The organism is Ignatzschineria sp. PL_is040 (assembly GCF_055813795.1).
In genome coordinates this window covers 87,605-109,371 of record NZ_JBVPGU010000001.1, presented here as the reverse complement: position 1 = coordinate 109,371, position 21,767 = coordinate 87,605, and the positions used below count along the sequence as shown (strand labels likewise).

At 40.5% G+C, this 21,767-nt stretch carries 15 protein-coding genes; 11 read left to right on the top strand and 4 right to left on the bottom strand.

The window, feature by feature from the left end; genetic code table 11:
• Positions 1 to 9 precede the first annotated feature (9 nt).
• From fdxH to AC0SAP_RS00460, 3 genes are all read left to right on the top strand, one after another.
• A complete protein-coding gene (fdxH, locus tag AC0SAP_RS00470; protein WP_094568217.1) occupies positions 10 to 915 on the top strand; it encodes a formate dehydrogenase subunit beta in 906 nt (301 codons plus the stop codon).
• 3 nt (positions 916 to 918) lie between these two features.
• Entirely contained in the window at positions 919 to 1,581 is a 663-nt protein-coding gene (locus AC0SAP_RS00465) for a formate dehydrogenase subunit gamma (RefSeq protein ID WP_286478978.1), read from the top strand.
• Positions 1,582 to 1,917: 336 nt separating this feature from the next.
• Positions 1,918 to 2,826: a hypothetical protein gene (locus AC0SAP_RS00460; protein ID WP_473382338.1), complete on the top strand. Its 909-nt coding sequence runs from the start codon at positions 1,918 to 1,920 to the stop codon at positions 2,824 to 2,826.
• Between the two features lie 117 nt (positions 2,827 to 2,943).
• Here the strand turns inward: AC0SAP_RS00460 and AC0SAP_RS00455 are convergent, their stop codons facing one another.
• Positions 2,944 to 3,636, bottom strand: a complete 693-nt coding sequence (locus AC0SAP_RS00455; protein WP_473382336.1) for a VIT1/CCC1 transporter family protein — start codon at positions 3,634 to 3,636, stop codon at positions 2,944 to 2,946.
• A gap of 547 nt (positions 3,637 to 4,183) precedes the next feature.
• Here AC0SAP_RS00455 and AC0SAP_RS00450 point away from each other — a divergent pair.
• Positions 4,184 to 4,846 carry a fumarylacetoacetate hydrolase family protein gene (locus AC0SAP_RS00450; protein ID WP_473382334.1) on the top strand — a complete coding sequence of 221 codons (663 nt, stop codon included), beginning with the start codon at positions 4,184 to 4,186 and terminating at the stop codon, positions 4,844 to 4,846.
• Between the two features lie 241 nt (positions 4,847 to 5,087).
• Here the strand turns inward: AC0SAP_RS00450 and AC0SAP_RS00445 are convergent, their stop codons facing one another.
• From AC0SAP_RS00445 to AC0SAP_RS00435, 3 genes are all read right to left on the bottom strand, one after another.
• The gene (locus AC0SAP_RS00445; protein ID WP_473382333.1) at positions 5,088 to 6,362 is read right to left on the bottom strand and encodes an AmpG family muropeptide MFS transporter; all 1,275 of its coding nucleotides are present in this window, start codon (positions 6,360 to 6,362) and stop codon (positions 5,088 to 5,090) included.
• A gap of 406 nt (positions 6,363 to 6,768) precedes the next feature.
• Positions 6,769 to 7,797, bottom strand: a complete 1,029-nt coding sequence (gene mgtE, locus AC0SAP_RS00440) for a magnesium transporter (RefSeq protein WP_286478966.1) — start codon at positions 7,795 to 7,797, stop codon at positions 6,769 to 6,771.
• Between the two features lie 1,200 nt (positions 7,798 to 8,997).
• Positions 8,998 to 9,402, bottom strand: a complete 405-nt coding sequence (locus AC0SAP_RS00435) for a hemerythrin domain-containing protein (RefSeq protein WP_286478963.1) — start codon at positions 9,400 to 9,402, stop codon at positions 8,998 to 9,000.
• A gap of 351 nt (positions 9,403 to 9,753) precedes the next feature.
• Here AC0SAP_RS00435 and AC0SAP_RS00430 point away from each other — a divergent pair, with 351 nt between their 5' ends.
• The 7 genes from AC0SAP_RS00430 to narJ all read left to right on the top strand — a co-directional run bounded on the left by AC0SAP_RS00430 (position 9,754) and on the right by narJ (position 21,760).
• Entirely contained in the window at positions 9,754 to 11,646 is a 1,893-nt protein-coding gene (locus AC0SAP_RS00430) for a histidine kinase (protein ID WP_473382331.1), read from the top strand.
• Between the two features lie 81 nt (positions 11,647 to 11,727).
• Positions 11,728 to 12,414, top strand: coding sequence for a response regulator (locus AC0SAP_RS00425; protein WP_286478959.1), 687 nt, complete (start codon positions 11,728 to 11,730; stop codon positions 12,412 to 12,414).
• Positions 12,415 to 12,554: 140 nt separating this feature from the next.
• On the top strand, positions 12,555 to 13,790 hold the full coding sequence (locus tag AC0SAP_RS00420; RefSeq protein ID WP_473382330.1) for an MFS transporter: 1,236 nt from the start codon (positions 12,555 to 12,557) through the stop codon (positions 13,788 to 13,790).
• Between the two features lie 159 nt (positions 13,791 to 13,949).
• Positions 13,950 to 15,320, top strand: a complete 1,371-nt coding sequence (locus tag AC0SAP_RS00415) for an MFS transporter (protein ID WP_473382328.1) — start codon at positions 13,950 to 13,952, stop codon at positions 15,318 to 15,320.
• A 307-nt stretch (positions 15,321 to 15,627) separates the two neighbouring features.
• The gene (locus tag AC0SAP_RS00410) at positions 15,628 to 19,341 is read left to right on the top strand and encodes a nitrate reductase subunit alpha (protein WP_473382326.1); all 3,714 of its coding nucleotides are present in this window, start codon (positions 15,628 to 15,630) and stop codon (positions 19,339 to 19,341) included.
• Positions 19,342 to 19,522: 181 nt separating this feature from the next.
• A complete protein-coding gene (gene narH / locus AC0SAP_RS00405; RefSeq protein ID WP_473382324.1) occupies positions 19,523 to 21,073 on the top strand; it encodes a nitrate reductase subunit beta in 1,551 nt (516 codons plus the stop codon).
• Positions 21,074 to 21,082: 9 nt separating this feature from the next.
• Entirely contained in the window at positions 21,083 to 21,760 is a 678-nt protein-coding gene (narJ, locus tag AC0SAP_RS00400; protein WP_473382323.1) for a nitrate reductase molybdenum cofactor assembly chaperone, read from the top strand.
• Positions 21,761 to 21,767: the final 7 nt, after the last annotated feature.

Here is a 21,767-nt window from a genome sequence, read left to right as displayed (position 1 = left end):
TAGATAAAAATGATTTTAGAATCTTTAGATATTAAACGTCGTTCTGCGACTTCAACTAAATCCCCAGATGTACGTCAAGGCATTGAAGTAGCAAAATTGATCGATGTTTCAGCTTGTATCGGCTGTAAAGCATGTCAGGTTGCCTGTTCTGAATGGAATGATCTGCGCGATGTCGTAGGGACATGTGATGGTACTTACAATAACCCTCCTGATTTAACCAATGAGTCTTGGACGGTAATGCGCTTTAATGAGACTACAGAAAATGGCAAATTGGAGTGGTTAATCCGTAAAGACGGCTGTATGCACTGTGAAGATCCGGGATGCTTAAAGGCATGCCCTTCTCCTGGAGCGATCGTTCAATACAATAATGGTGTTGTTGATTTTAATCAGGAGAACTGTATTGGATGTGGTTACTGTATTACAGGCTGTCCATTCAACATCCCACGTCTGAGCAAAAAAGATAACAAAGCCTATAAATGCTCTCTCTGTTCTGATCGTCTTGCTGTCGGTCAAGAACCGGCATGTGTTAAGTCTTGCCCAACAGGCGCAATCCAATTTGGCTCTAAAGAGGATATGAAAGTATATGCCTCAGATCGAATCAAGGATCTCAATGCCCGTGGTTATGAAAATGCAGGACTCTATGACCCCGCAGGCGTTGGCGGAACACATGTCATGTATGTTCTTCAACATGCTGATAAACCAGAGCTCTATAGCAACCTTCCGAAAGATCCAAAGATCAGCCCTGTTACAAGTCTCTGGAAAGGTATCTTAAAACCCCTTTCTACATTTGGTATTGCAGCGGCGGTCTTCACTGGCTTTTTACACTACGTTACTGTAGGACCTAGCCGTGCAGATGATCCTGATGAAGGAAAAGAAGTTATTGATCCTAAAAAATCAAAAGGTAAAGGAGAGTAGATCATGGCAAAAGAGAGACTTATACAGCGATATTCCGCATCGGAACGCATTAATCACTGGGTAGTAGCTTTCTGCTTCATTCTCCTTGCTTTTTCAGGATTAGCTTTCTTCTACCCTAGCTTCTTCTGGTTTAGCCAAATCTTTGGTACGCCGCAGATGGCTCGTATTGTCCATCCTTTCGTTGGTGTCATCATGTTTATTGGCTTCTTTATCCAGTTTTTCCGCTATGTAAAGCGAAACTTTATCAATCAAGAGGATGTGAAGTGGGCGCTCTCTGTTAAAGAGGTTATTACAGGTGAGCATCTTCCGAATGTTGGAAAATATAATGCCGGCCAGAAAGTGATGTTCTGGGTAATGACACTCTCAATGATTGTGTTAATCATCACTGGAATCATGATGTGGCAGCCCTATTTTGCGAATGCCTTTAGTATTCCGCTTCGTCGTGTTGCAATCTTACTTCATGCATGGTTTGCATTGATCTTAATTGCATCAATCATTGTCCATGTCTATGCAGCGATCTGGGTTAAAGGGACGATTCGTGCTATGACTGAAGGTGTAGTAACAGAGAAATGGGCAAAATCACACCATCCCCTCTGGTACAAAGAGGTGATGGCAGGTGTTGAGCAGAAAGATACTAAAACAACAGAAGTTGATGAAAAGTTATAAAATAAAAGCTATAAAATATATTGATGCGCTTCTATCTTAGATAATAGAACAGCTAATGGAGCAGCTCGCTTTAGATCTCTCTCAATCATACCTGTTCTATCTGCATCAAACTAAGGGGGCTCCTAAGATCTCTAGAATTAATTAATAGGATCAAAGGAGCTCTCCTATTTCAATGCCTACTTCAATGCCTACCTCAACACCTTATTTCATCCATACTTTATACTAATAGACTTATTAGTCTATTAGACTTCACTAGTTGATTTCACTAGTTGATTTCAATATCCCACTTCAATATCAACTATCTAAATTTTAAGAGAACCCAAAAGAGAATAAATTATGACTAATATCCCTGTTGGTGGTATCAAAGAGATTATTCAGATCCTCCCCCCTAAAGGGAGTCACTATCCTTACCGACAAAAAGTACTCCAAGAGGCCATCAAAAATCATCCCGATATGGCGGCACTCCCCTTCCTACTTCATATTGTGATGGCGCAAGAGGATGCATTCCAACAATTAGCGAGCCTTAACTCTACAGAGAAAAAGAAGATTACCCTTCAAGAGACTCCTCCTTTTATTGCCATCACAAACGAAACACTCACCCAATTCCAAGTCGCACTAAAAACGATCTGCCAAAAACTAAAATCGATATTCACACAAGAGATCGATGGAACTGCTGATCATCCCTATCATAATATATTATCCATCATTGCAACGATTGAAGAGAAGAGCCAAGATCAAATCACTCTCAAGACCCTCCTTCAACGGCTCTTAACATTAGAACTCGATAATATTGCAGCAGAAGAGCGTATCTTTCTCCTATCAGCATTACAGGTAACCCTTCATCATGCTGCAACGCAACTAGAGATTGATAAGAACTACCAGCTCAGAGAACGAGACCTCTGTCCTTGTTGTAAAATGCCGGCAATTAGTAGCGTTCTCGATAATAGTGAAGATGGGCTTCGCTATCTCTACTGCTCATTTTGTGAAACAAAATGGCATGTCGTCAGAGGTCAATGTACCGAGTGTATGAGCAACAAATCGCTCTATCAACAGCGTATCGAGGGAGATAAAAGCCCAATCTATGCAGAAGTTTGTGACGAGTGCCAGACCTACCTCAAGGTTACGGATCGCACTAAAACGCTACTCGCAGATCCCTTTATCGAAGATCTCTTAACATTACCATTATCAATTCGTTTAACTGAAGAGAATTATCAAACCTTTGGGGTTAATCCTTACCTATTATAACGCCACTAAAAGATATAAAATAAGAGGGGCTGACTCAAATCATAACGAGCAAGCCCCTCTTTTCTTTGATGGATAACGGATACTCTTCACAAAATGTTCAGTAGTGATTAATCACCCTTAAATATGTGCTATATGCCCTAAACCATAGGTAATAGCCATTGTTAACATCCCCACAATTACATTTCGAATAACCGCTTTTAATCGAGGTGCGCCCCCTAATGCTGCACTGACAAACCCTGTTAAAGCAAGAGCTAATGAGACGGCAGCAAAGGTCCCTATAATCTTAAACTCTTGTGGCAAGAAAAGAATAAAGAGAAGTGGAATAATCGCACCGCAGGAGAAAGAGATAATAGAAGAGAATGCAGCATTCCAAGGATTAACATACTCTCCTAATGTGATATTGAGCTTCGCCTGAACACGCGCAGCTAAGGCGTCCTCTTTCATCAACTCTGTTGCTACTTGCAATGCTAAATCTGATGAGAGCCCTTTCTCTTCATAGTAGTGCGTTAAAGCGGCTTTTTCACCATCATAATCGCTATCTAATAACTTTTTCTCTTTCTCTACTTCCGCTTTCTCTACATCTTTTTGTGTACTTACAGAAGAGTATTCTCCCCCTGCCATCGATAAGGCTCCCGCTAATAAACCCGCAAGCCCTGCAATTAAGATAGTCATTAAATTTGTTGTCGCACTTGCAACCCCAATAACCAATCCGGCTGTGGAGATAATGCCATCATTAGCCCCTAACACACCTGCTCTTAGGACATTTAATCGGTTCTCTATATCTGTCGATCTCTTCTCTTTCTTTGCCATAAAATGGCTCCTCTACTCTTTCGTAATTACTCTTTCGTAATATTTTGAATATTTTTCAATAAACTTCTATCCAATAGAAGTTCATTCAATATATCTCTATTTTAATCTGCTCAACCCTATCCAACTTATAACGACTATTTGATGGTGCTATCTATCACGTTTCATAATTAATAATTTACAATTTATCGTGATAGATTTATCGTGATAATTAAGCTATCTATTTTCATTTCTCTCTTATTTTATCCCTATAACCTTCATTATATAGATTAAATATATTATATCTCGCTTCTATTATCTCTCTTTCAAAATGAGAGATTAAAAAATAATCTCCATTAAATAACTTCTACCAAATGGCTCCTACTAAAAAAAATAGCAGTAACTCTAAAAAACTGTATCAATTAAAATCTGTATAAAAAGTCACCTTCGCTGTAAATGGGCTAACATCCTTGCCGGAGATCTATTACACTAAAAAATAGTATTCAATCACGCTTAAAAAAGGCGTCGTGTAAACACTGATAACATTCAATATTCAACCTTAGGAGAAGAGATGAAAAGAGCAGAAATAACAATTGCAGGTAGTAATTATCCAATTCAGAATATTTTCTGTATCGGCAGAAATTATGCAAAACATATTGCAGAGCTTAATAACGCGACACCAACAGAACCGCTGGTATTTTTAAAGCCCACTTCGGCACTTGCTGTGGAGGGCGATCTTGTTACACTGCCCTCCTACTCAGATGCCATTCACTATGAGGCGGAATTGGTCATCTACATTAAAGAAGATGCTAAAAATCTCTCTGAAGAGTCCGCTCTCTCAGTTATTGGCGGATATGGTGTAGGACTCGATTTAACGGCGCGTGATCTCCAAGACCAAATCAAAGAGCGAGGCGAACCTTGGACAAAATGTAAAGGCTTTCCGGGAGCAGCAATTGTCAGCACCTTTATTTCGGCTGATAAGATCAAAGATCCCACCGATATCACTTTCACTTTTAAACAAAATGGTGAGTTAAAACAGAATGGTAACTCCAAAATGATGCTCTACCCTATTGCGGAGATTATTGCCTACCTCTCAACTGTCTATGGTCTCTCAAAAGGAGATATTATCTACACCGGCACGCCTGAAGGAGTTGGTAAGCTTGCTCCTGGAGATCAACTCACATTAACTTTAGAAGATCAGGTTACAGCGAACTTTAAAGTTAATGCTTCTTAACCTTTCTTAACCCTTTCCCAATCTTTCTCAATAGAAACGGAAGTTAATGATACTTTCAGTGATACTTAGTTTATAGAGATCTTTCAGCGATCTCTATAAAACCTAAACTAACAACTATCAACGCTTTAGCTCCAATACTCCAAAGCTCAAAACGTCAATGATATTATAGCTATGATCCTCTCTTATACAGTCCCAGACCTCTACATTCCCCCACAAAAACTTAAAATTAAGAGGGTAAAGCCTAAGAAGTTGGGACTCTCATTTTAACAATAGAGGGCTTTAGAAGGAGAATCAGCAGTAGACTAGGAATAAAGAGAATCGCCGTGCTGATAAAGAATCCCTCCCATCCAAGTCCTTCTGCGAGGAAGCCCGATGCTCCGCCAAATACGCGCAAACCAAAAGAAGCCAAAGCACTTAATAGTGCATATTGTGTAGCAGAGGCATTACGATCACATAATAGACCTAAAAACATAATAAAGAGCGCACTTGAAAAGCCAGAGATAAAATTCTCACCACTGATGGCCACAATCAACATCCACAAGTTAGGTTTTGCGATAATTAGCAGATATCCCAAATTAGTAATCCCAATTAAGATCGCAGAAACAACCAAGCTTCGATAGAGCCCCAATTTATGAATAATGGTTGCTGCCAAAAATGCCCCTAATAATGTTGCAATTAAGCCATAGACCTTAGTCACCGCACCAATTTCAGCACCACTGTAGCCCATCTCATGATAGAAAGGGGTCACCATAATCCCGGAAACAGCATCAGGCAATTTATAACAGATTACTAAAAGCAGAAAGAGAATCGCTTTATCCCGTTTAAAAAATTGGATAAACCCCTCTATAAAGCGTTTTAAAGATACACCTAATGGCGCATCATCCTCCCCTACAATCTCCTCTCGTTTAGGCTCTTTAATCAAGAACGTTAAGAGAAAAATCAAGAGAAAGAGCAACGCCACACCTTGAAATATAAGTGACCAGCTATAAAAATCCGAGAGAGCTAAGACGCCGGCTCCCATCAATAACATAGCGATACGATACATAAAAAGATAACTGCTGGCACCATAAGCTTGCGTCTCTTCATCTAAAGAGTCGATACGATAAGCATCTACCACAATATCAAGGCTTGCCGATGCAGTCGCTAATAGAAAGATTAAGACGCCTAAAAGATAAGGATTCTCTGTGGGATCGATAAATGCTAAAAGTGCAAAGATGCCGGCAATAATAAGCTGAAAAAGTAAAATCCATCCTTTACGATGCCCTAAACGCCCTAAAAGAGGAAGAGTAAAGAGATCAAGGAGTGGTGCCCATAAAAACTTAAGGAGATAAGGCAATCCTAGAAGTGACGCAAGACCAATTGCGCTCTTTTGCACCCCTAAAGTAGAGAGCCAATAGGTTAACGTTGAGAGAGTCATCAAGATCGGTAGTCCCGAGGCAAAGCCAAGCAGCGCTACCGAGAGATTCTGCCGGGAAAAATAGTAGCCGATTGTTGTTAAAAAACCCTCTTTCTTCACACGATCCTCTCTTCTCTTGAATTTAAACTCTTCTCGAAACCTCATTTGAGTTCCCTCATTTGAGCTTCAATTTGAACTGTAACTTAAAAGTAAATATAACTATAAGATATAACTATAAATATAAATTCGAATGTGATGTGAATCTGAATATAAATTTCTAAATATAAATTTAAGCTAATCGCTCACAATTGAAATTTACATTGCACATTTACACATTTGCACTCTTTTAACTTAATTCTTAGACTTCTTAGCCAATTAAGATCCCACAAAATCTTAATCATCTCACAAATAATCTCATACAATAAAAAATGATCGATGACAAAGATCACCGATCACTTTTTCTCAAAGATCTTAAGCAGCTATCATCCATATATCTTCTCTATACATTGATGATCCCGCCTCTCTCTTATAGCTGCAAGAAAAGACTCGCAATTCCTAAATAGATAAAGACACCCGCAATATCACAAATTGAGGTAATAAGCGGTGTACTTGCTGTTGCCGGGTCAAGCTTAAATAATCTAAAGACAAAAGGAATAATTGCACCTAATAGCCCACCAAACATCACAACAATCACCATCGATAAAGCAATAATAATAGCGGTCTCTGTTCCGGCACCATAATCACTACCACGGTAATAGCCGATTACCGCAATTGCGGCCGCCATCGTGATTCCCAAGGCAAATGAAACCAGAGCCTCTTTAGCAAAGACCTTCCCCCAATCTCGCATGGTGACATCTCCGACAGCCATCGCTCGAATAACCAGAGTCGTTGACTGTGAACCGGTATTACCACCACTTGCAATTAAGAGCGGTAGGAAGAAAACAACATAGATATGTTGATTGAGTAACTCTTCATAACTTGCAATCCCGGCACCAGAAAGAAGATTGACAAATACAAGAATCACGAGCCAACCAATTCGCTTTTTATAGAGCCAGCCCATTGAGGATTCGAGTAATCCCTTAACCTCTTCATCCTCATCAACCGAGATCGATGCCATCTTATGGATATCTTCAGTCGCTTCTTGTTGTAGAACATCCATCATCTCATCAACATGGAGTACACCGATCATCCTGCCATTGGTATCGATCACAGGTAATGTAACAAGATCCGAATCTTGGAAGATTTTAGCAGCCTTTTCTTGGTCTAGATCATAAGAGAGCTTAAGGGTTGTCGGCGCCATGATATCTTTTAAAATCGCATTCTCATCTGCACCTAAAAGTTCCCTTAATGAGAGAACTCCCACTAATACCCCTAAAGGATCAATCACATAACTGTAGTGAATATTGGCCTTACCATGAACGTTTTTCCTCAGATATTTAAAGGTTTCACTCACGGTATAGGTTTCAGGAACGCAGATAAAATCGAAATCCATTAACGATCCGACCGTCTCCTCTGCAAACTCATGCGTTTTTCTTGCATTTTGATGATGAACCATAAAGCATCCTCCTGTGACTACATGTGATCGATGATGATCTCTAATGAGATAGAGTGAAGTATATCGCTTATCTGAAGGTGCGCTCCTAGAAGAGATGACCTCCCCTTGTTTTCACTATATTCGAGACAATCTTCACTCAATCATCTCTTTTAACCCATCCATATTTTCGAATATTCTCTGGGCAATAGCTTCCGACTCTACAGCAACCTCACCTAACGAGGAATCATTATCTAACTAAACTACTTTAATCTAATCGATTTGAATAATCTTTGAATAATCGATCTGAACCAACTTGAACCCGCTTGATCTGATTTGAATTAATTTGAATTGATTTAAGAATTACCCCAACAGTGAATTTTAACAACTACTATTGATCCTCTATTGCAACCTCTCTCTATTAGAATCCTATCCATAATTTTAACTAAAAGTCTAAAATAGAAAGACTGAAACCAAAGTTGAAGTAAAAATTGAAGTGAAAAATTAAAATAGAAAGTTGAAATAGAAAATTAAAGTGGAAAACTCCATGAAAGAGTATTAATCAAATCAAATGAAAAAAGTAGACTCATTACTACCTCAAAACCCTCACCCCATTGACCGTATATGTGACCGTGTATGTCTACTACATATATCTATATACACTACAGCAAAATCAGAGCTTTTGAGATATTGATAAGTCTACCTTCTAGGTATTTTAAGGCAAGAATTATACCCTAAAATTGGATTTAGAGCAATGAAATGGAGAAAAGCAAGCGATCTATCTCATCATCTCTCACTTCCCGCTACCGTTGCGATAACTCCCCTCTTTTCATCACCTATTTCGCTCCCTACTTTAAGAAAGAACAGTGAGGTAATGGCGTAAGCTTACGCAATCATCTGTCATGCTATTTTCCTGATGAGCCCGATGATGATCTCTATGATGGCTTTTATCTTTATCTCTCAGATTTGAATCTAAAAAATGGTGACCTTCATTATTTAGTATAAGATAATCAGTAGGCTCAGGAACTCCATTAATTGCATGGTTTGTAGAGCTGAAATAGGATTCATCAACTTAGAATATTCATGGGCAACAGCTACAATCGGGGTAAAAAGATAGATCCCGATAAGCATATAGAGTGTTACCAATAATTTGTGCGTAATTCAAACAAAAACAAGCACTTATCCTATCGTAATTTTGGTTCAAGATTATACGTATCGAAATTATTAATTCCAATAATTCTCTATCGCCGGGAAAAGGGATCGCTCCTCAAAACGAGTATGCGCAATCAATAATGTTCCTAAATCAATTAACTCATTGAGCGTCCACTCATTCTGTGACAAGATTTGTCGTAATTGCTGATGCTCTGCTTGGAATTGATGATTTAAATGTTGATCTGACCATTGATCTAAAATGGGTTGAAGTAATCGCTCTTCTTCAGCAAAGTGATTCAATAAGGAAGCTCTATCTTCACTCACTGCTCTATTTGCCGATTCTAATAGTGCCTGAATCTGTTTTAACGCTATCGCAGGATCAGCCTCAATCTCTGTTAATCGTCGTAGGTAATTTCCAAGCTTTAAAGTTTGATGATGTTCTTTAGAAAAAGGAATCAAACGAGGATCTCGTTTCATAGAATCTCCTGTTAAATCAATATTATTGTTGAGGATATATACAGCTGTTCTAGTGAACAGCCCATACCAAACCCACGTTTGTAGTCATTTTAAATAGATCTCAATCGTGTCAACTAGATCATTAAACCATTGTCTATTGATCTTAGACATTAACCTTAGATATTGAATCATTGGCATTTAATCATAAAGACGCACATTTGACTATCCTCTAAAGAATTAGCCTCAACTTAGGCTTTAGAATAAGTGCTATTTATCCATAAAATTGTTACGCTAGAGTGTAGTCCCTAATTTGTTGAATTTAACTCTCACTCTATAGTCCTCTCTATTCCTTTATTATAAATAAGATCAAATATGACCTATTTTGATAAGATTCGCCAAAAGCCACACAAACTCTCGACCGTCTTAATGACGCTAATTAGTATTTGGCTCATTGGGGCAATTCTGATTGTTGGATTATCACTGAATATCTCTTGGCGTTTAGAAGAGATGGGAGTTGCGATCAATGATTCTGGTAGTCTGCGTAAACGGGTATTTCATATTATGATGCTTGCCAGCAATCAAGAGCCCGAAGCAGATATTCTGCACGAAGTGAGCAACTTTAAGAAAGTCGCGGAACAACTGAGGGATATTCCTGAACAAAACTTTTTTGATCACCAAAGACACAATAAATTAAACCTAGAGATCAACCGTATTGAAATCGCACTCGATCAATTTATCCAAAAACAACGCGCAGGTTTCCCGATCTCGATCACTGAATATCGACAAACGGCAGAACAGCTGGCGAATCAAATTAGTGGTGTTGTAGCTATTATTGAACAGGATAATACCGAGAGTATTGAACGATTACGGATTTTACAGATACTCTTGATTATAATGGCACTTCTCTCTGCCGTTGCTTCTTCCCGATTACTGCGCAAATTAGTGATTCTGCCACTGAATCAACTCTATCGGGGGATTGATCATTTGACGCAAGGGCGCTTAGGGACTCAAGTCTCTGTAGAGCTCAATAATGAGTTTGCAACTGTGGCAGATGGATTTAATATTATGAGCGCAAGGCTCAAAGAACTTTACAATCATCTTGAAGATAAAGTTGCCGATAAAACGCAAGCGCTGAGTCAACGTAACGAAGAGCTGCTATTTCTCTATGAAACAACAACATTAATTCAAAAAGCTACAGATCAGGAAGCCCTAATGACGCAATTTTTACAGAAAATTGTAGAATATGGCAACGCGCAATCGGGATCTATTCGCCTACTCAATAAAAATAGGCACCAATTAGAGATCTTAGCGGAAGAGAATCTCCCGGATATAATCAAAGACGCGAATCATTGCAACATTCTCAACCACTGCTATTGTGGTAAAGGTCTCTACGAGGGAAGTTTCGTCATTCATAAACGAGGCAATCGTGATAATAGTACTCGTTTACTTTGTCAAGATTATATCTCAGATTACCTAGTCACCATTCCTATTCATCATATGGATGAAAAACTCGGGGTTATTACGCTCTACTTTGAGACAGAAAGTGCATTAACAGAAGAACTTGCGCAACTGATTGAAACAGTGACGGCCCAATTTGCAATGGCATTAGTAAAAATACGACTCACCGCCTTAGATAAACAACTCGCTATTTTAGAAGAACGTAATCATTTAGCACAAGGCTTGCACGATAGTATTGCCCAATCATTAGCCTTTATCAAAATGCAACTCCCCCTCTTAGAACGGGCTTTAACTGAGGAGAATCATCCCTTACAGCAACAGACCCTCTCCTTTATTAAAGAGGGTATTGAAGAGTGCTATTTAGATATTCGGGAATTACTCTCTAACTTTAGGGTTCGCATTGCACAAGGCTCCTTTGGTAATACTATTCACTCAGTCATTGAACGCTTTGAGCACCAATATCATCTGACGGTTAAAAGCCATATTACACCGATGATTGATCTCTCTCCTGAGGCACAATTACAAGTGATCTTTATTTTACAAGAAGCGCTCTCCAATATTCGTAAACACGCGCAAGCATCAGAAGTATCTGTCACTATCACCCAAGATGAGAAGATTTTTCAGATGATCATAGCAGATAATGGCGTAGGATTTGATCTTGCGCAATTGAATGAGTTTGAGAAACAAGGTCATCTTGGCACAAGGATTATGCGTGAACGCATTCAAAAAGTGGGGGGTAAATTACAATTTAAGCAGAACATTCCACAAGGAACGGTGGTTGATGTGACAATTCAACGATCTATTTGATACCCTATATTGGATAGACAATGGCTCCATTAATCACTGAATCAAATACTTTTCACCCGATAAGCAATCAAAAGGCTGGATATGCATTCCATTACGCAAAATAGAGAGACACACGATAAAATTAAAATCATCCTTGTGGATGATCATCCCCTTTTTCGTAAAGGGTTACGTTTTATCATTGAATCTGATCCACGCTATCAAGTGATTGGTGAAGCAACTGATGGTTTAGAGGGGGTTAAGTTAGTAGATACGCTAATGCCAGATGTGGTTTTGTTAGATGTGGATATGCCCTCGATGAATGGTGTTGAAGCACTCTCTCTAATGCTCAATGATCACCCGCAACTAGCGATTATTATGTTGACCGTTTCCGATGATAGTAATGATCTTGCGATGGCAATGAAATATGGCGCTAAAGGCTATCTGCTTAAAAGTATCGATAGTGATTTTCTTCTAAATGCCATTGAGAAAGCAGTTGAGGGGGATAATGTGCTCTCTCCTGAAATGACCAATAAATTGATTGCTCAACTACGCGGTAGCGAACAGCAAAAAGCCGAAGAATCAGCTATTCAATCACTCACGTCAAGAGAACTTGAAGTGCTTAAATGGCTCACAAAAGGAATCAGCAATAAAGAGATTGCGCGTAAAATGGATGTTACCGAAAGCACTGTCAAAGTCCACGTGCAAAATGTTTTAAGAAAGCTCAATCTTCAAAGTCGAGTACAAGCAGCGCTCTTTGCTGTTGAAAATCAATTGGAATTTGATGAGTAGACTACTACTTTAGAACTACTTTCCACTTACTCTTTTGCGCAAGAACTATTCCCATTTATGTGAATAGTTTTTTTATACAGAAATCTTATGCTAGAGCCTATGAATAATTTGTTTGTTCACCTCTTCAAAGGGTTTCTATTATGGTCACACATAAAACACAACCTTATATTGTTTTAGCCAGTAGCACCGGTGCTTTTACTGTCTGCTTTATGATTTGGATGATCTTTTCGGTATTAGGGTTACCGATTAAAGAGAGTTTAAGTCTTAACGCCACTCAATTTGGGCTATTGACTGCAATGCCGGTCTTATCGGGTTCGCTCTGTCGTATTCCGCTGGGAATGATGACTGATCGTTATAGTGCTCGTGCGGTATTTGCTGTTTTAATGCTAATCTGTATTCCGCCACTTCTGTTAATGCCCTATGCTACCCAATATTACCACTTTCTACTGATCAGCTTATGGTTGGGGTTAATTGGTGGCTCATTCTCAGTAGGAACGCCTTATGTGGCACGCTGGTTTCCGAAAGAGCGACAAGGTTTAGCGATGGGGATTTTTGGTGCCGGCAATGCCGGTGCCGCATTGAATAAACTTATTGCGCCCACTTTAATTGCTCTCTTCGGCTGGACTTTTGTGCCTAATAGCTATGCCGTTATTCTACTGATTACAGTCATTCTCTTTTGGATCTTTAGTTATCCCACACCTAAAGCAACACAAAAACGCACCGTCTCTCTTCAAGATCAATTACGTTTAATGAAGAATAAAGATGTCTTGAAATATAGCCAATATTACTCCGTCGTCTTTGGCGGTTATGTAGGGCTATCTCTCTGGATGGTAAGCTACTATGTCGATGAGTATGGATTTTCGCTTGCCAGTGCGGCGTTATTAGCGACCTGCTTCTCATTACCCGGTGGTGTACTACGGGCTTTTGGCGGTTGGTTATCTGATAAATATGGGGCTTATAAAGTGACTTGGGCGGTAATGTGGGTCTGTTGGGTCGCTTTTTTCATAATGTCTTACCCACAAACTGCAATGATCATTGAGACGGTTAATGGTCCATTTTCTCTTAATATTGGTCTTAATGCCTTTTTCTTTACGCTCTTAATCTTCATTGTCGGTATTGCGCTAGCGATTGGTAAAGCCTCTGTCTTTAAATTTATCGCCGATGATTTTCCTGATGAGATCGGCACTGTTTCCGGCATTGTCGGTTTAGCAGGCGGTTTAGGTGGATTTTTACTCCCTATCCTCTTTGGTGCCTTAGTTGATATTACCGGCATTCGTTCAAGTTCTTTTATGTTGATGTATGGAGCTGTATCGATCAGCTTAATCTGGATGCATTTTAGTTTCAAGCAACGTCGTTCAACCCATAGATCAAATTAGGTCAACTAAGTCAATTAGACCCATTAAACAATAATCTCATACACCTCAAAATATCTCAGCTTTATGCCCTCAATATGATAAAGCCATTTTATAAAATCATAAGATCGTAAAAAGATCATAAAACCTTTGTATCCTTTCACTTCTCATAGGAGCTATACAATGAGTAAATTATTAACCAATTGGCAACCCGAGAATCCCCAATTTTGGGAAAAAGAGGGACGGAAAATTGCCAAACGAAATCTCTGGATCTCTATTCCTGCCCTCTTACTCGCCTTTGCAATCTGGCAAGTCTGGAGTGTTACAGTGATCAAATTACCTAGCGTAGGTTTTACCTATAGTGCTAATGAACTCTTCTGGCTCGCCTCACTGCCGGCACTTTCAGGGGCAACGCTTCGTATCTTCTACTCCTTTGTCGTCCCTATTTTTGGGGGAAGACGTTGGACCGTCATCTCAACTGCAAGCTTACTTATCCCTGCCATTGGGCTAGGGTTTGCGGTACAAGATCCAACAACCCCTTATAGCTGGATGTTTATCCTCGCTCTACTTTGTGGCTTTGGAGGGGCAAACTTTAGCTCCTCAATGTCTAATATCAGCTTCTTCTTTCCTAAATCAAAGAAAGGGGGTGCGATGGGATTAAATGCCGGTCTTGGTAACTTAGGGGTCTCAGTAGTACAATTTGTTGTCCCACTAGTGATTACAACTGGAATGTTTGCTGTCATTACTGGAGAACCGCAAGTCGTTCAATCAGAGAATGGAACTAGCTATTTATGGTTACAAAATGCCGGATTTATTTGGGTACCGTTCATTCTACTCTCAACTCTATTAGCTTACTTTGGAATGAATGATATTGGGAATATTAATTCCTCTTTTAAAGAGCAATCCATTATCTTCAAACGCACCCATAACTGGCTCCTCTGCTGGCTCTATATTGGTGTATTTGGCTCTTTTATTGGGTTCTCTGCTGCTTTTCCGCTTCTTACAACACAATCATTCCCTACCGTTGATCCTATGAAATATGCATTCTTAGGCCCTCTCGTAGGCGCTATTACCCGTGTCATAGGGGGTTGGTTGTCAGATAAGATTTCACCGGCACTGATTACCGGAGCAAGCTTCCTTTTAATGATTGTTGGTAGTATCGGCATTATCTTAGCCTTACCGAATGGGAGTAGTACAGGTAGTTTTGCCCTTTTCTTCTGGAGCTTTATGTTGATCTTCTTCTTTAGCGGTATTGGTAACGGATCTACATTTGCCCAAGCACCTCGTGCATTTGCGCTCTTTCATCAAAAAGTACTGAAAGAGAACGGCGATCAAGCCAACATTCAAGCGACCAAAGAATCCGCAACTGTGGTCGGTTTTATGGGCGCAATTGGGGCTTACGGTGGATTTTTAATTCCCAAAAGCTTCGGGAGCTCTATTGAGATCACCGGTAGCGTTGAAGCGGCACTTATAGGTTTTATCATCTTTTATCTTAGCTGCATTATAGTCAATTACTACTTCTATATGCGCAAAGACTCACCTGTCAGTTGTTAATCGACCCCAGTTTTTATAATCTTTAGAATCTTTAGAATTATTCTTCAAGTCCCTCTTAAGGATCATTGCTCTATCGAATTTTAATACTATCCCTCAATAGCAATAAGATAAGAAAGAGAATGATCCTCTTTTTTATTGCTTAGCTCAAACTATAAAAAAGAATTAGCCATACTAGCCAAAAGTATTAGATAGGGATAATCCTTCTTCTGCAATAAGTTGCTACTTCATAACAATAGGATTTTAAGGGCAAAACGGTACTATAAAGTCAGCTAAACAGGCTTTCTTTAACCTAGCCCTTGGAGTTGTTATGAGTCACTTTCTTGATCGTTTAAATTTTTTCAGACAAACCAAAGAGACCTTTTCTCACGATCACGGTGCTGTTGTGGCCGAAGATCGTTGTTGGGAAGATGGATATCGTCAACGCTGGCAACACGATAAAATCGTTCGTTCTACACACGGCGTTAACTGTACCGGTTCTTGTAGTTGGAGAATCTTCGTCAAAAGTGGTCTAATCACTTGGGAGATGCAACAGACCGATTACCCTCGTACACGCCCTGATCTTCCTAATCACGAACCTCGCGGCTGCCCTCGTGGGGCTTCTTATAGTTGGTATGTCTATTCAGCACAACGGGTCAAATACCCAATGGTACGTGCAGAATTAATACGTCTGTGGAGAAAAGAACGTGCCAATCATAATGCGGTAGAAGCGTGGCGCAACATTACTAGTGATCCTGAATTAAGCAAACAATATAAAGCAGTTCGTGGCTTAGGGGGATTCGTTCGTACCTCGTGGGATGAAGTTTATGAAATCATTGCAGCAGCCAATACCCACACGATCAAGGAGTATGGACCTGATCGTATCTTTGGCTTCTCTCCCATTCCTGCAATGTCAATGATTAGTTATGCAGCAGGTACCCGTTACCTAAGCCTTTTAGGAGGTGTACCGCTCTCATTCTACGATTGGTATTGTGACCTTCCCCCTTCAAGCCCCCAAATTTGGGGAGAACAGACCGATGTGGCTGAATCTGCCGATTGGTATAATTCCACTTATCTAATGGTATGGGGCTCAAATGTTCCGATGACCCGTACACCGGATGCCCACTTCTATACAGAAGTACGTTATAAAGGTACCAAAACCGTTGCCGTCTCTTCTGACTATGGTGAAATGGTGAAATTCGGGGATATCTGGTTAGCCCCTAAACAGGGAACTGATGCCGCACTTGCAATGGCAATGGGGCACGTGATCTTAAAAGAGTTCCATTTAGAGAATCCTTCAGAATATTTCACTGATTATTGCCGTCGCTTAACTGATATGCCGGTATTAGTGACACTCAAAGAGGAAAATGGCGCGCTACTTCCAAGCTATTACTTGAGAGCAAGTCACATTAATCGTCAACTCGAAGAAGAGAATAATCCTGAATGGAAAACATTAGTATTAGATGAATTATCCGGAGAGATCCGCGCACCTAAAGGTTCTATCGGTTTTAGATGGGGCGAAAAAGGCCGCTGGAATCTACTGCAAGAGACGCGCGATAATACGGAAATTAAAGCGCAACTCACTTTAAAAGAGAATGCCGATGAGATTGTGGGAGTAACCTTCGATTACTTCGGTGGCAAGGATGCTAAATCCACGTTGATCAAAAATGTACCAGTGAAAAAATTGACCACTGATGAGGGGGAAACACTCTATGTTGCTACTGTTTTTGATCTGCTCTGTGCCAACTACGGTATTGATCGTGGATTTGGTGGCGAGGGTGTTGCCAAAAATTATGAGGAAGATTGCCCTAATACGCCGGCTTGGCAAGAAAAACATACCGGTGTAAAACCTGAACTCGTCATTCAAGTTGCCCGCGAATTTGCGCAAAATGCCGATGAAACGCACGGTAAAAGTATGGTGATTGTCGGTGCAGGTCTAAACCATTGGTATCATATGGATATGGCTTATCGTGGCATTATCAATATGTTAATGATGTGTGGTTGTATCGGTCAAAGTGGCGGTGGCTGGGCACATTATGTTGGTCAAGAAAAATTGCGTCCACAAACAGGTTGGGCACCTTTAGCCTTTGCCCTTGACTGGAATCGCCCTTCTCGACAAATGAATGGAACTTCGTTCTTCTATGCCCATACTAGTCAATGGCGTCACGAAAAACTCTCTATGGATGAGATCGTTGCGCCTTCACACACTGGCGATATGGGGAAAATCTCAATGATCGATTACAATGCAAAAGCTGAACGCCTTGGTTGGTTGCCGTCAGCGCCACAATTATCTGAAAATCCGCTTAAAATTACTCAAAAAGCGATAGATGCCGGCGTTGATCCCATTGATTTTACCGTATCCGGTTTAAAATCTGGTAATATCGATATGGCGTGTAACGATCCCGATAATCCGAAAAACTTCCCACGCAATCTGTTTGTATGGCGCTCTAATATTCTTGGCTCTTCGAGTAAAGGTCACGAATACTTCTTAAAATATCTACTTGGTACTCAAAATGCAGTGATGAGCGATGAATCTGATTGCATTAAACCAGAGAATATTAAAGTCCGCCCAGCAGTAGAGGGGAAATTAGATCTTTTAACGGTCTTAGACTTTAGAATGTCTACAACTTGTCTCTATGCGGATATTGTTCTGCCTACGGCAACTTGGTATGAGAAAGATGATTTAAATACCTCTGATATGCACCCCTTTATTCATCCATTGAGTGAAGCTGTACAACCGCTATGGGAGAGTAAGAGTGATTGGGAAATTTATAAAGGGTTAGCGAAAAAATTCTCTGAATTGGGAAAAGAGCATTTAGGCGTTCAAAAAGATTTAGTTTTAACGCCGCTAATGCACGATACCCCCCAAGAATTGGGTCAACCTTTTGATGCAAAAGATTGGAAACTTGGAGAATGTGATCCTATTCCCGGAAAAACAATGCCACAAATAACCGTTGTAGAACGTGATTATGGCGCGATTTATGACAAATATACTTCTATTGGCCCCCTACTTGAAAAATTGGGCAATGGCGGTAAAGGTATTAATTGGCAAACCAACGCTGAAGTTGAGCTACTTCGTAAACTCAATAAAACCCGTGATGAGGGTGTAAGTAATCAACAACCTCGCTTAGAAACAGCGATTGATGCGGCGGAGATGATTTTAACGCTCGCCCCTGAAACCAATGGTCACGTAGCCGTCAAAGCTTGGGAAGCACTCTCTCAAAATACCGGCATTGATCATACTCATTTAGCGAAACCGCGGGAACACGATGCTATTCGGTTTAGAGATGTTCAAGCGCAACCTCGAAAAATTATCTCTTCTCCTACCTGGTCAGGTGTTGAGAGCGAGGAAGTGAGCTATAACGCGGGCTATACCAATGTGCACGAACTCATTCCTTGGCGCACCATTACAGGCCGTCAGCAATTCTATCAAGATCATCAATGGATGCGTGTCTTTGGCGAGGGATTTGCCAACTATCGCCCTGCTATTGATATGAAAACGACAGATAAGATGCTAGGTCAATATGGCAATGGCCAACCTGAATTAATATTGAACTTCCTCACACCACATCAAAAATGGGGGATTCACTCAACTTATTCTGACAATATCCGAATGCTGACCCTCTCTCGAGGTGGTCCTCACGTCTGGTTATCAGAAGTCGATGCAGCGAAGATAGGTATTGCCGATAACGACTGGGTCGAAGTCTTCAATGTCAATGGTACGCTCGCAGCGCGCACAATCGTCAGCCAACGGATTCCTGAGGGAATGATCTTGATGTACCACGCACAGGAAAAAATCATTAATGTTCCCGGCGCGGAGATCTCTGGTAAACGGGGCGGTATTCATAACTCTGTCACCAAAATTGTAATGAAGCCAACTCATATGATTGGTGGATATGCGCAACTCTCTTGGGGCTTTAACTACTATGGAACGGTGGGTACCAATCGAGATGAATTAGTGGTCGTAAAAAAAATGTCGAAAGTCGACTGGTTAGATGAAGAAGTGCAATCCACTGAAAGTCTATTACTTGATGATAAGGCTTGATGACCCCGCTCGCTAATGAGCGCAATAGTCAAGAAGTATCAACGGTCATCAATCTAGTGCGATGAAGTAGCCGGTCAGTGACAATCAACAATCCATTAAACAGGCCTGTCGGTCAATAGCTCACCCCTACTTCATCAAACAACTATCGACATCCCACAGATTTCGCAATAAGGAATAAATTATGAAAATTAGAGCACAAATTGGAATGGTTCTAAACCTTGATAAATGTATCGGTTGCCATACCTGTTCAGTTACTTGTAAAAATGTCTGGACCAGCCGAGATGGTGTTGAATATGCTTGGTTCAATAACGTCGAAACTAAACCTGGCATTGGTTACCCTAAAAATTGGGAAGATCAAGAGATCCATAAAGGGGGCTGGGTTCGTAATAAGAAAGGGAAATTACAACTTAAGCAAGGTACGAAATTTAAAGTTCTCGGCAATATCTTTGCTAACCCTAATATGCTTAGCATTGATGATTACTATGAACCTTTCACTTACGATTATGAGCATCTACAAAAAGCGCCAAGAATGAGTACACCTCCTACTGCGCGTCCGATCTCTGCGATTACCGGCGAGAAAATGGAGAAGATTGAGTGGGGGCCAAACTGGGAAGATGACTTAGGTGGCGAATTTAAAAAACGCGCCAAAGATCAGTTATTTGAGGGAATTCAGAAAGATATTTATGGTGCCTTTGAAAATACCTTTATGATGTATCTTCCCCGTCTTTGCGAACACTGTTTGAATCCTGCTTGTGTGGCAAGCTGTCCTGCAGGATCAATCTATAAGCGTGAAGAAGATGGGATCGTTCTTATTGACCAGGACAAATGTCGTGGTTGGAGAATGTGTGTTTCCGGTTGTCCATACAAAAAAATCTACTACAACTGGAAAACAGGTAAATCGGAGAAGTGTATCTTCTGTTTCCCTCGTATCGAGTCAGGTCAACCTACAATCTGTTCAGAAACCTGTGTCGGTCGTATTCGCTATCTTGGCGTATTACTCTATGATGCTGATCAGATTAGTGATGCAGCAAGTACCGAGAACCCCGAAGATCTCTATGAATCACAATTAGATCTCTTCTTAGATCCCAATGATCCTGCTGTTGCAGCGGAAGCGCTTAAACAAGGGATTCCACAAGAATGGATTGATGCCGCAAAAACATCTCCGGTTTATAAAATGGCCGTTGAGTGGAAAGTGGCATTCCCATTACATCCTGAATATCGTACATTACCGATGGTTTGGTATATTCCACCGCTTTCCCCTATTCAATCAGCTATAGAATCGGGGGTGATTGGTGAAAATGGCCTCATTCCTGATGTAAATGAACTCCGTATTCCCTTGCAATATTTAGCGAATCTCTTAACTGCCGGCGATACCAACCCTATTCTTAAAGCACTCTCGACAATGATTACAATGCGTAAATATATGCGTAATAAGACACTCTATTCGCAAGAACGCGCAGATGAAACGCTATTAAATGCGCATTTAAGTGCCAAACAGATCGAAGAGATGTATCAAATTATGGCCATTGCTAACTATGAAGATCGTTTCGTCATACCAACGACACATAAAGAGCTCGTGGAAGATACCTTTGCAGAAAAAGGCAGCTGTGGCTTCTCATTCGGAAATGGTTGCTCAGGTGGTGTCAGTAAAGAGAGTCTCTTTGGTAATAGTAAAGCTGTTCCTATTAACCTTAATGATCTTCGCAATCGTGCGAAAATCAAACAGCTATAGGAGAAGATTATGTCAACATCTACGAATCTATCTATTTTTAAAGTGCTTTCAATCTTACTGCAATATCCAACGCAAACTTGGCTAACAGAGCTACCTGAAATAGAGAGCTATAGTACAGAAACGGATCTACAATCATATCAAACCTTACAACCCCTCTTTGAGCGTCTGCAAGATGATGAGATCACATTACAAACGGAATATGTAGCAACCTTTGATCGCACACCGACCCATTCACTGCATCTTTTTGAACATCTACACGGTGAAGATCGGTTGCGTGGCCAAGCGATGGTGGATCTATTAGAAACCTATCGTACAAAAGGTTTTGAACCTACAGCCAATGAATTGCCAGATTATTTACCCCTTTTCTTAGAGTTCTTAGCGTCTATTCCAAAAGAAGAAGCACTACCGCTCTTAGGGGATGCGATTCACGTGATTCATTATATTGGAGAAAACTTGGCCAAAAACAACTCACCCTATGCGGCGATTTTTGAGGTGATTGACCGATATTCACCGGTTAAAGCAGAACCTTTAAAAGTCGCACCTATCCGCAATATGGAGGAGGCAATGGAACAATTTGGCCCCAATGCCGAAGGAATAGAACCTCTTTTATCGCACTCTTTTAATCTAGGGAACCACGCGCAAGGATGTGGATCCACGTCACTTTCCGCTTGTCACAAATGCCAATAAGGGAGGC

What these genes read in the sequence shown, in the direction of transcription:
- AC0SAP_RS00465 (WP_286478978.1), top strand. Translation starts at nt 919, where the DNA reads ATGGCAAAAGAGAGACTTATACAGCGATATTCCGCATCGGAACGCATT.
- narH (WP_473382324.1), top strand. Translation starts at nt 19,523, where the DNA reads ATGAAAATTAGAGCACAAATTGGAATGGTTCTAAACCTTGATAAATGT.
- AC0SAP_RS00420 (WP_473382330.1), top strand. Translation starts at nt 12,555, where the DNA reads ATGGTCACACATAAAACACAACCTTATATTGTTTTAGCCAGTAGCACC.
- AC0SAP_RS00435 (WP_286478963.1), bottom strand. Translation starts at nt 9,402, where the DNA reads ATGAAACGAGATCCTCGTTTGATTCCTTTTTCTAAAGAACATCATCAA.
- narJ (WP_473382323.1), top strand. Translation starts at nt 21,083, where the DNA reads ATGTCAACATCTACGAATCTATCTATTTTTAAAGTGCTTTCAATCTTA.
- AC0SAP_RS00415 (WP_473382328.1), top strand. Translation starts at nt 13,950, where the DNA reads ATGAGTAAATTATTAACCAATTGGCAACCCGAGAATCCCCAATTTTGG.
- AC0SAP_RS00455 (WP_473382336.1), bottom strand. Translation starts at nt 3,636, where the DNA reads ATGGCAAAGAAAGAGAAGAGATCGACAGATATAGAGAACCGATTAAAT.
- fdxH (WP_094568217.1), top strand. Translation starts at nt 10, where the DNA reads ATGATTTTAGAATCTTTAGATATTAAACGTCGTTCTGCGACTTCAACT.
- AC0SAP_RS00430 (WP_473382331.1), top strand. Translation starts at nt 9,754, where the DNA reads ATGACCTATTTTGATAAGATTCGCCAAAAGCCACACAAACTCTCGACC.
- AC0SAP_RS00450 (WP_473382334.1), top strand. Translation starts at nt 4,184, where the DNA reads ATGAAAAGAGCAGAAATAACAATTGCAGGTAGTAATTATCCAATTCAG.
- AC0SAP_RS00410 (WP_473382326.1), top strand. Translation starts at nt 15,628, where the DNA reads ATGAGTCACTTTCTTGATCGTTTAAATTTTTTCAGACAAACCAAAGAG.
- AC0SAP_RS00425 (WP_286478959.1), top strand. Translation starts at nt 11,728, where the DNA reads ATGCATTCCATTACGCAAAATAGAGAGACACACGATAAAATTAAAATC.
- AC0SAP_RS00460 (WP_473382338.1), top strand. Translation starts at nt 1,918, where the DNA reads ATGACTAATATCCCTGTTGGTGGTATCAAAGAGATTATTCAGATCCTC.
- mgtE (WP_286478966.1), bottom strand. Translation starts at nt 7,797, where the DNA reads ATGGTTCATCATCAAAATGCAAGAAAAACGCATGAGTTTGCAGAGGAG.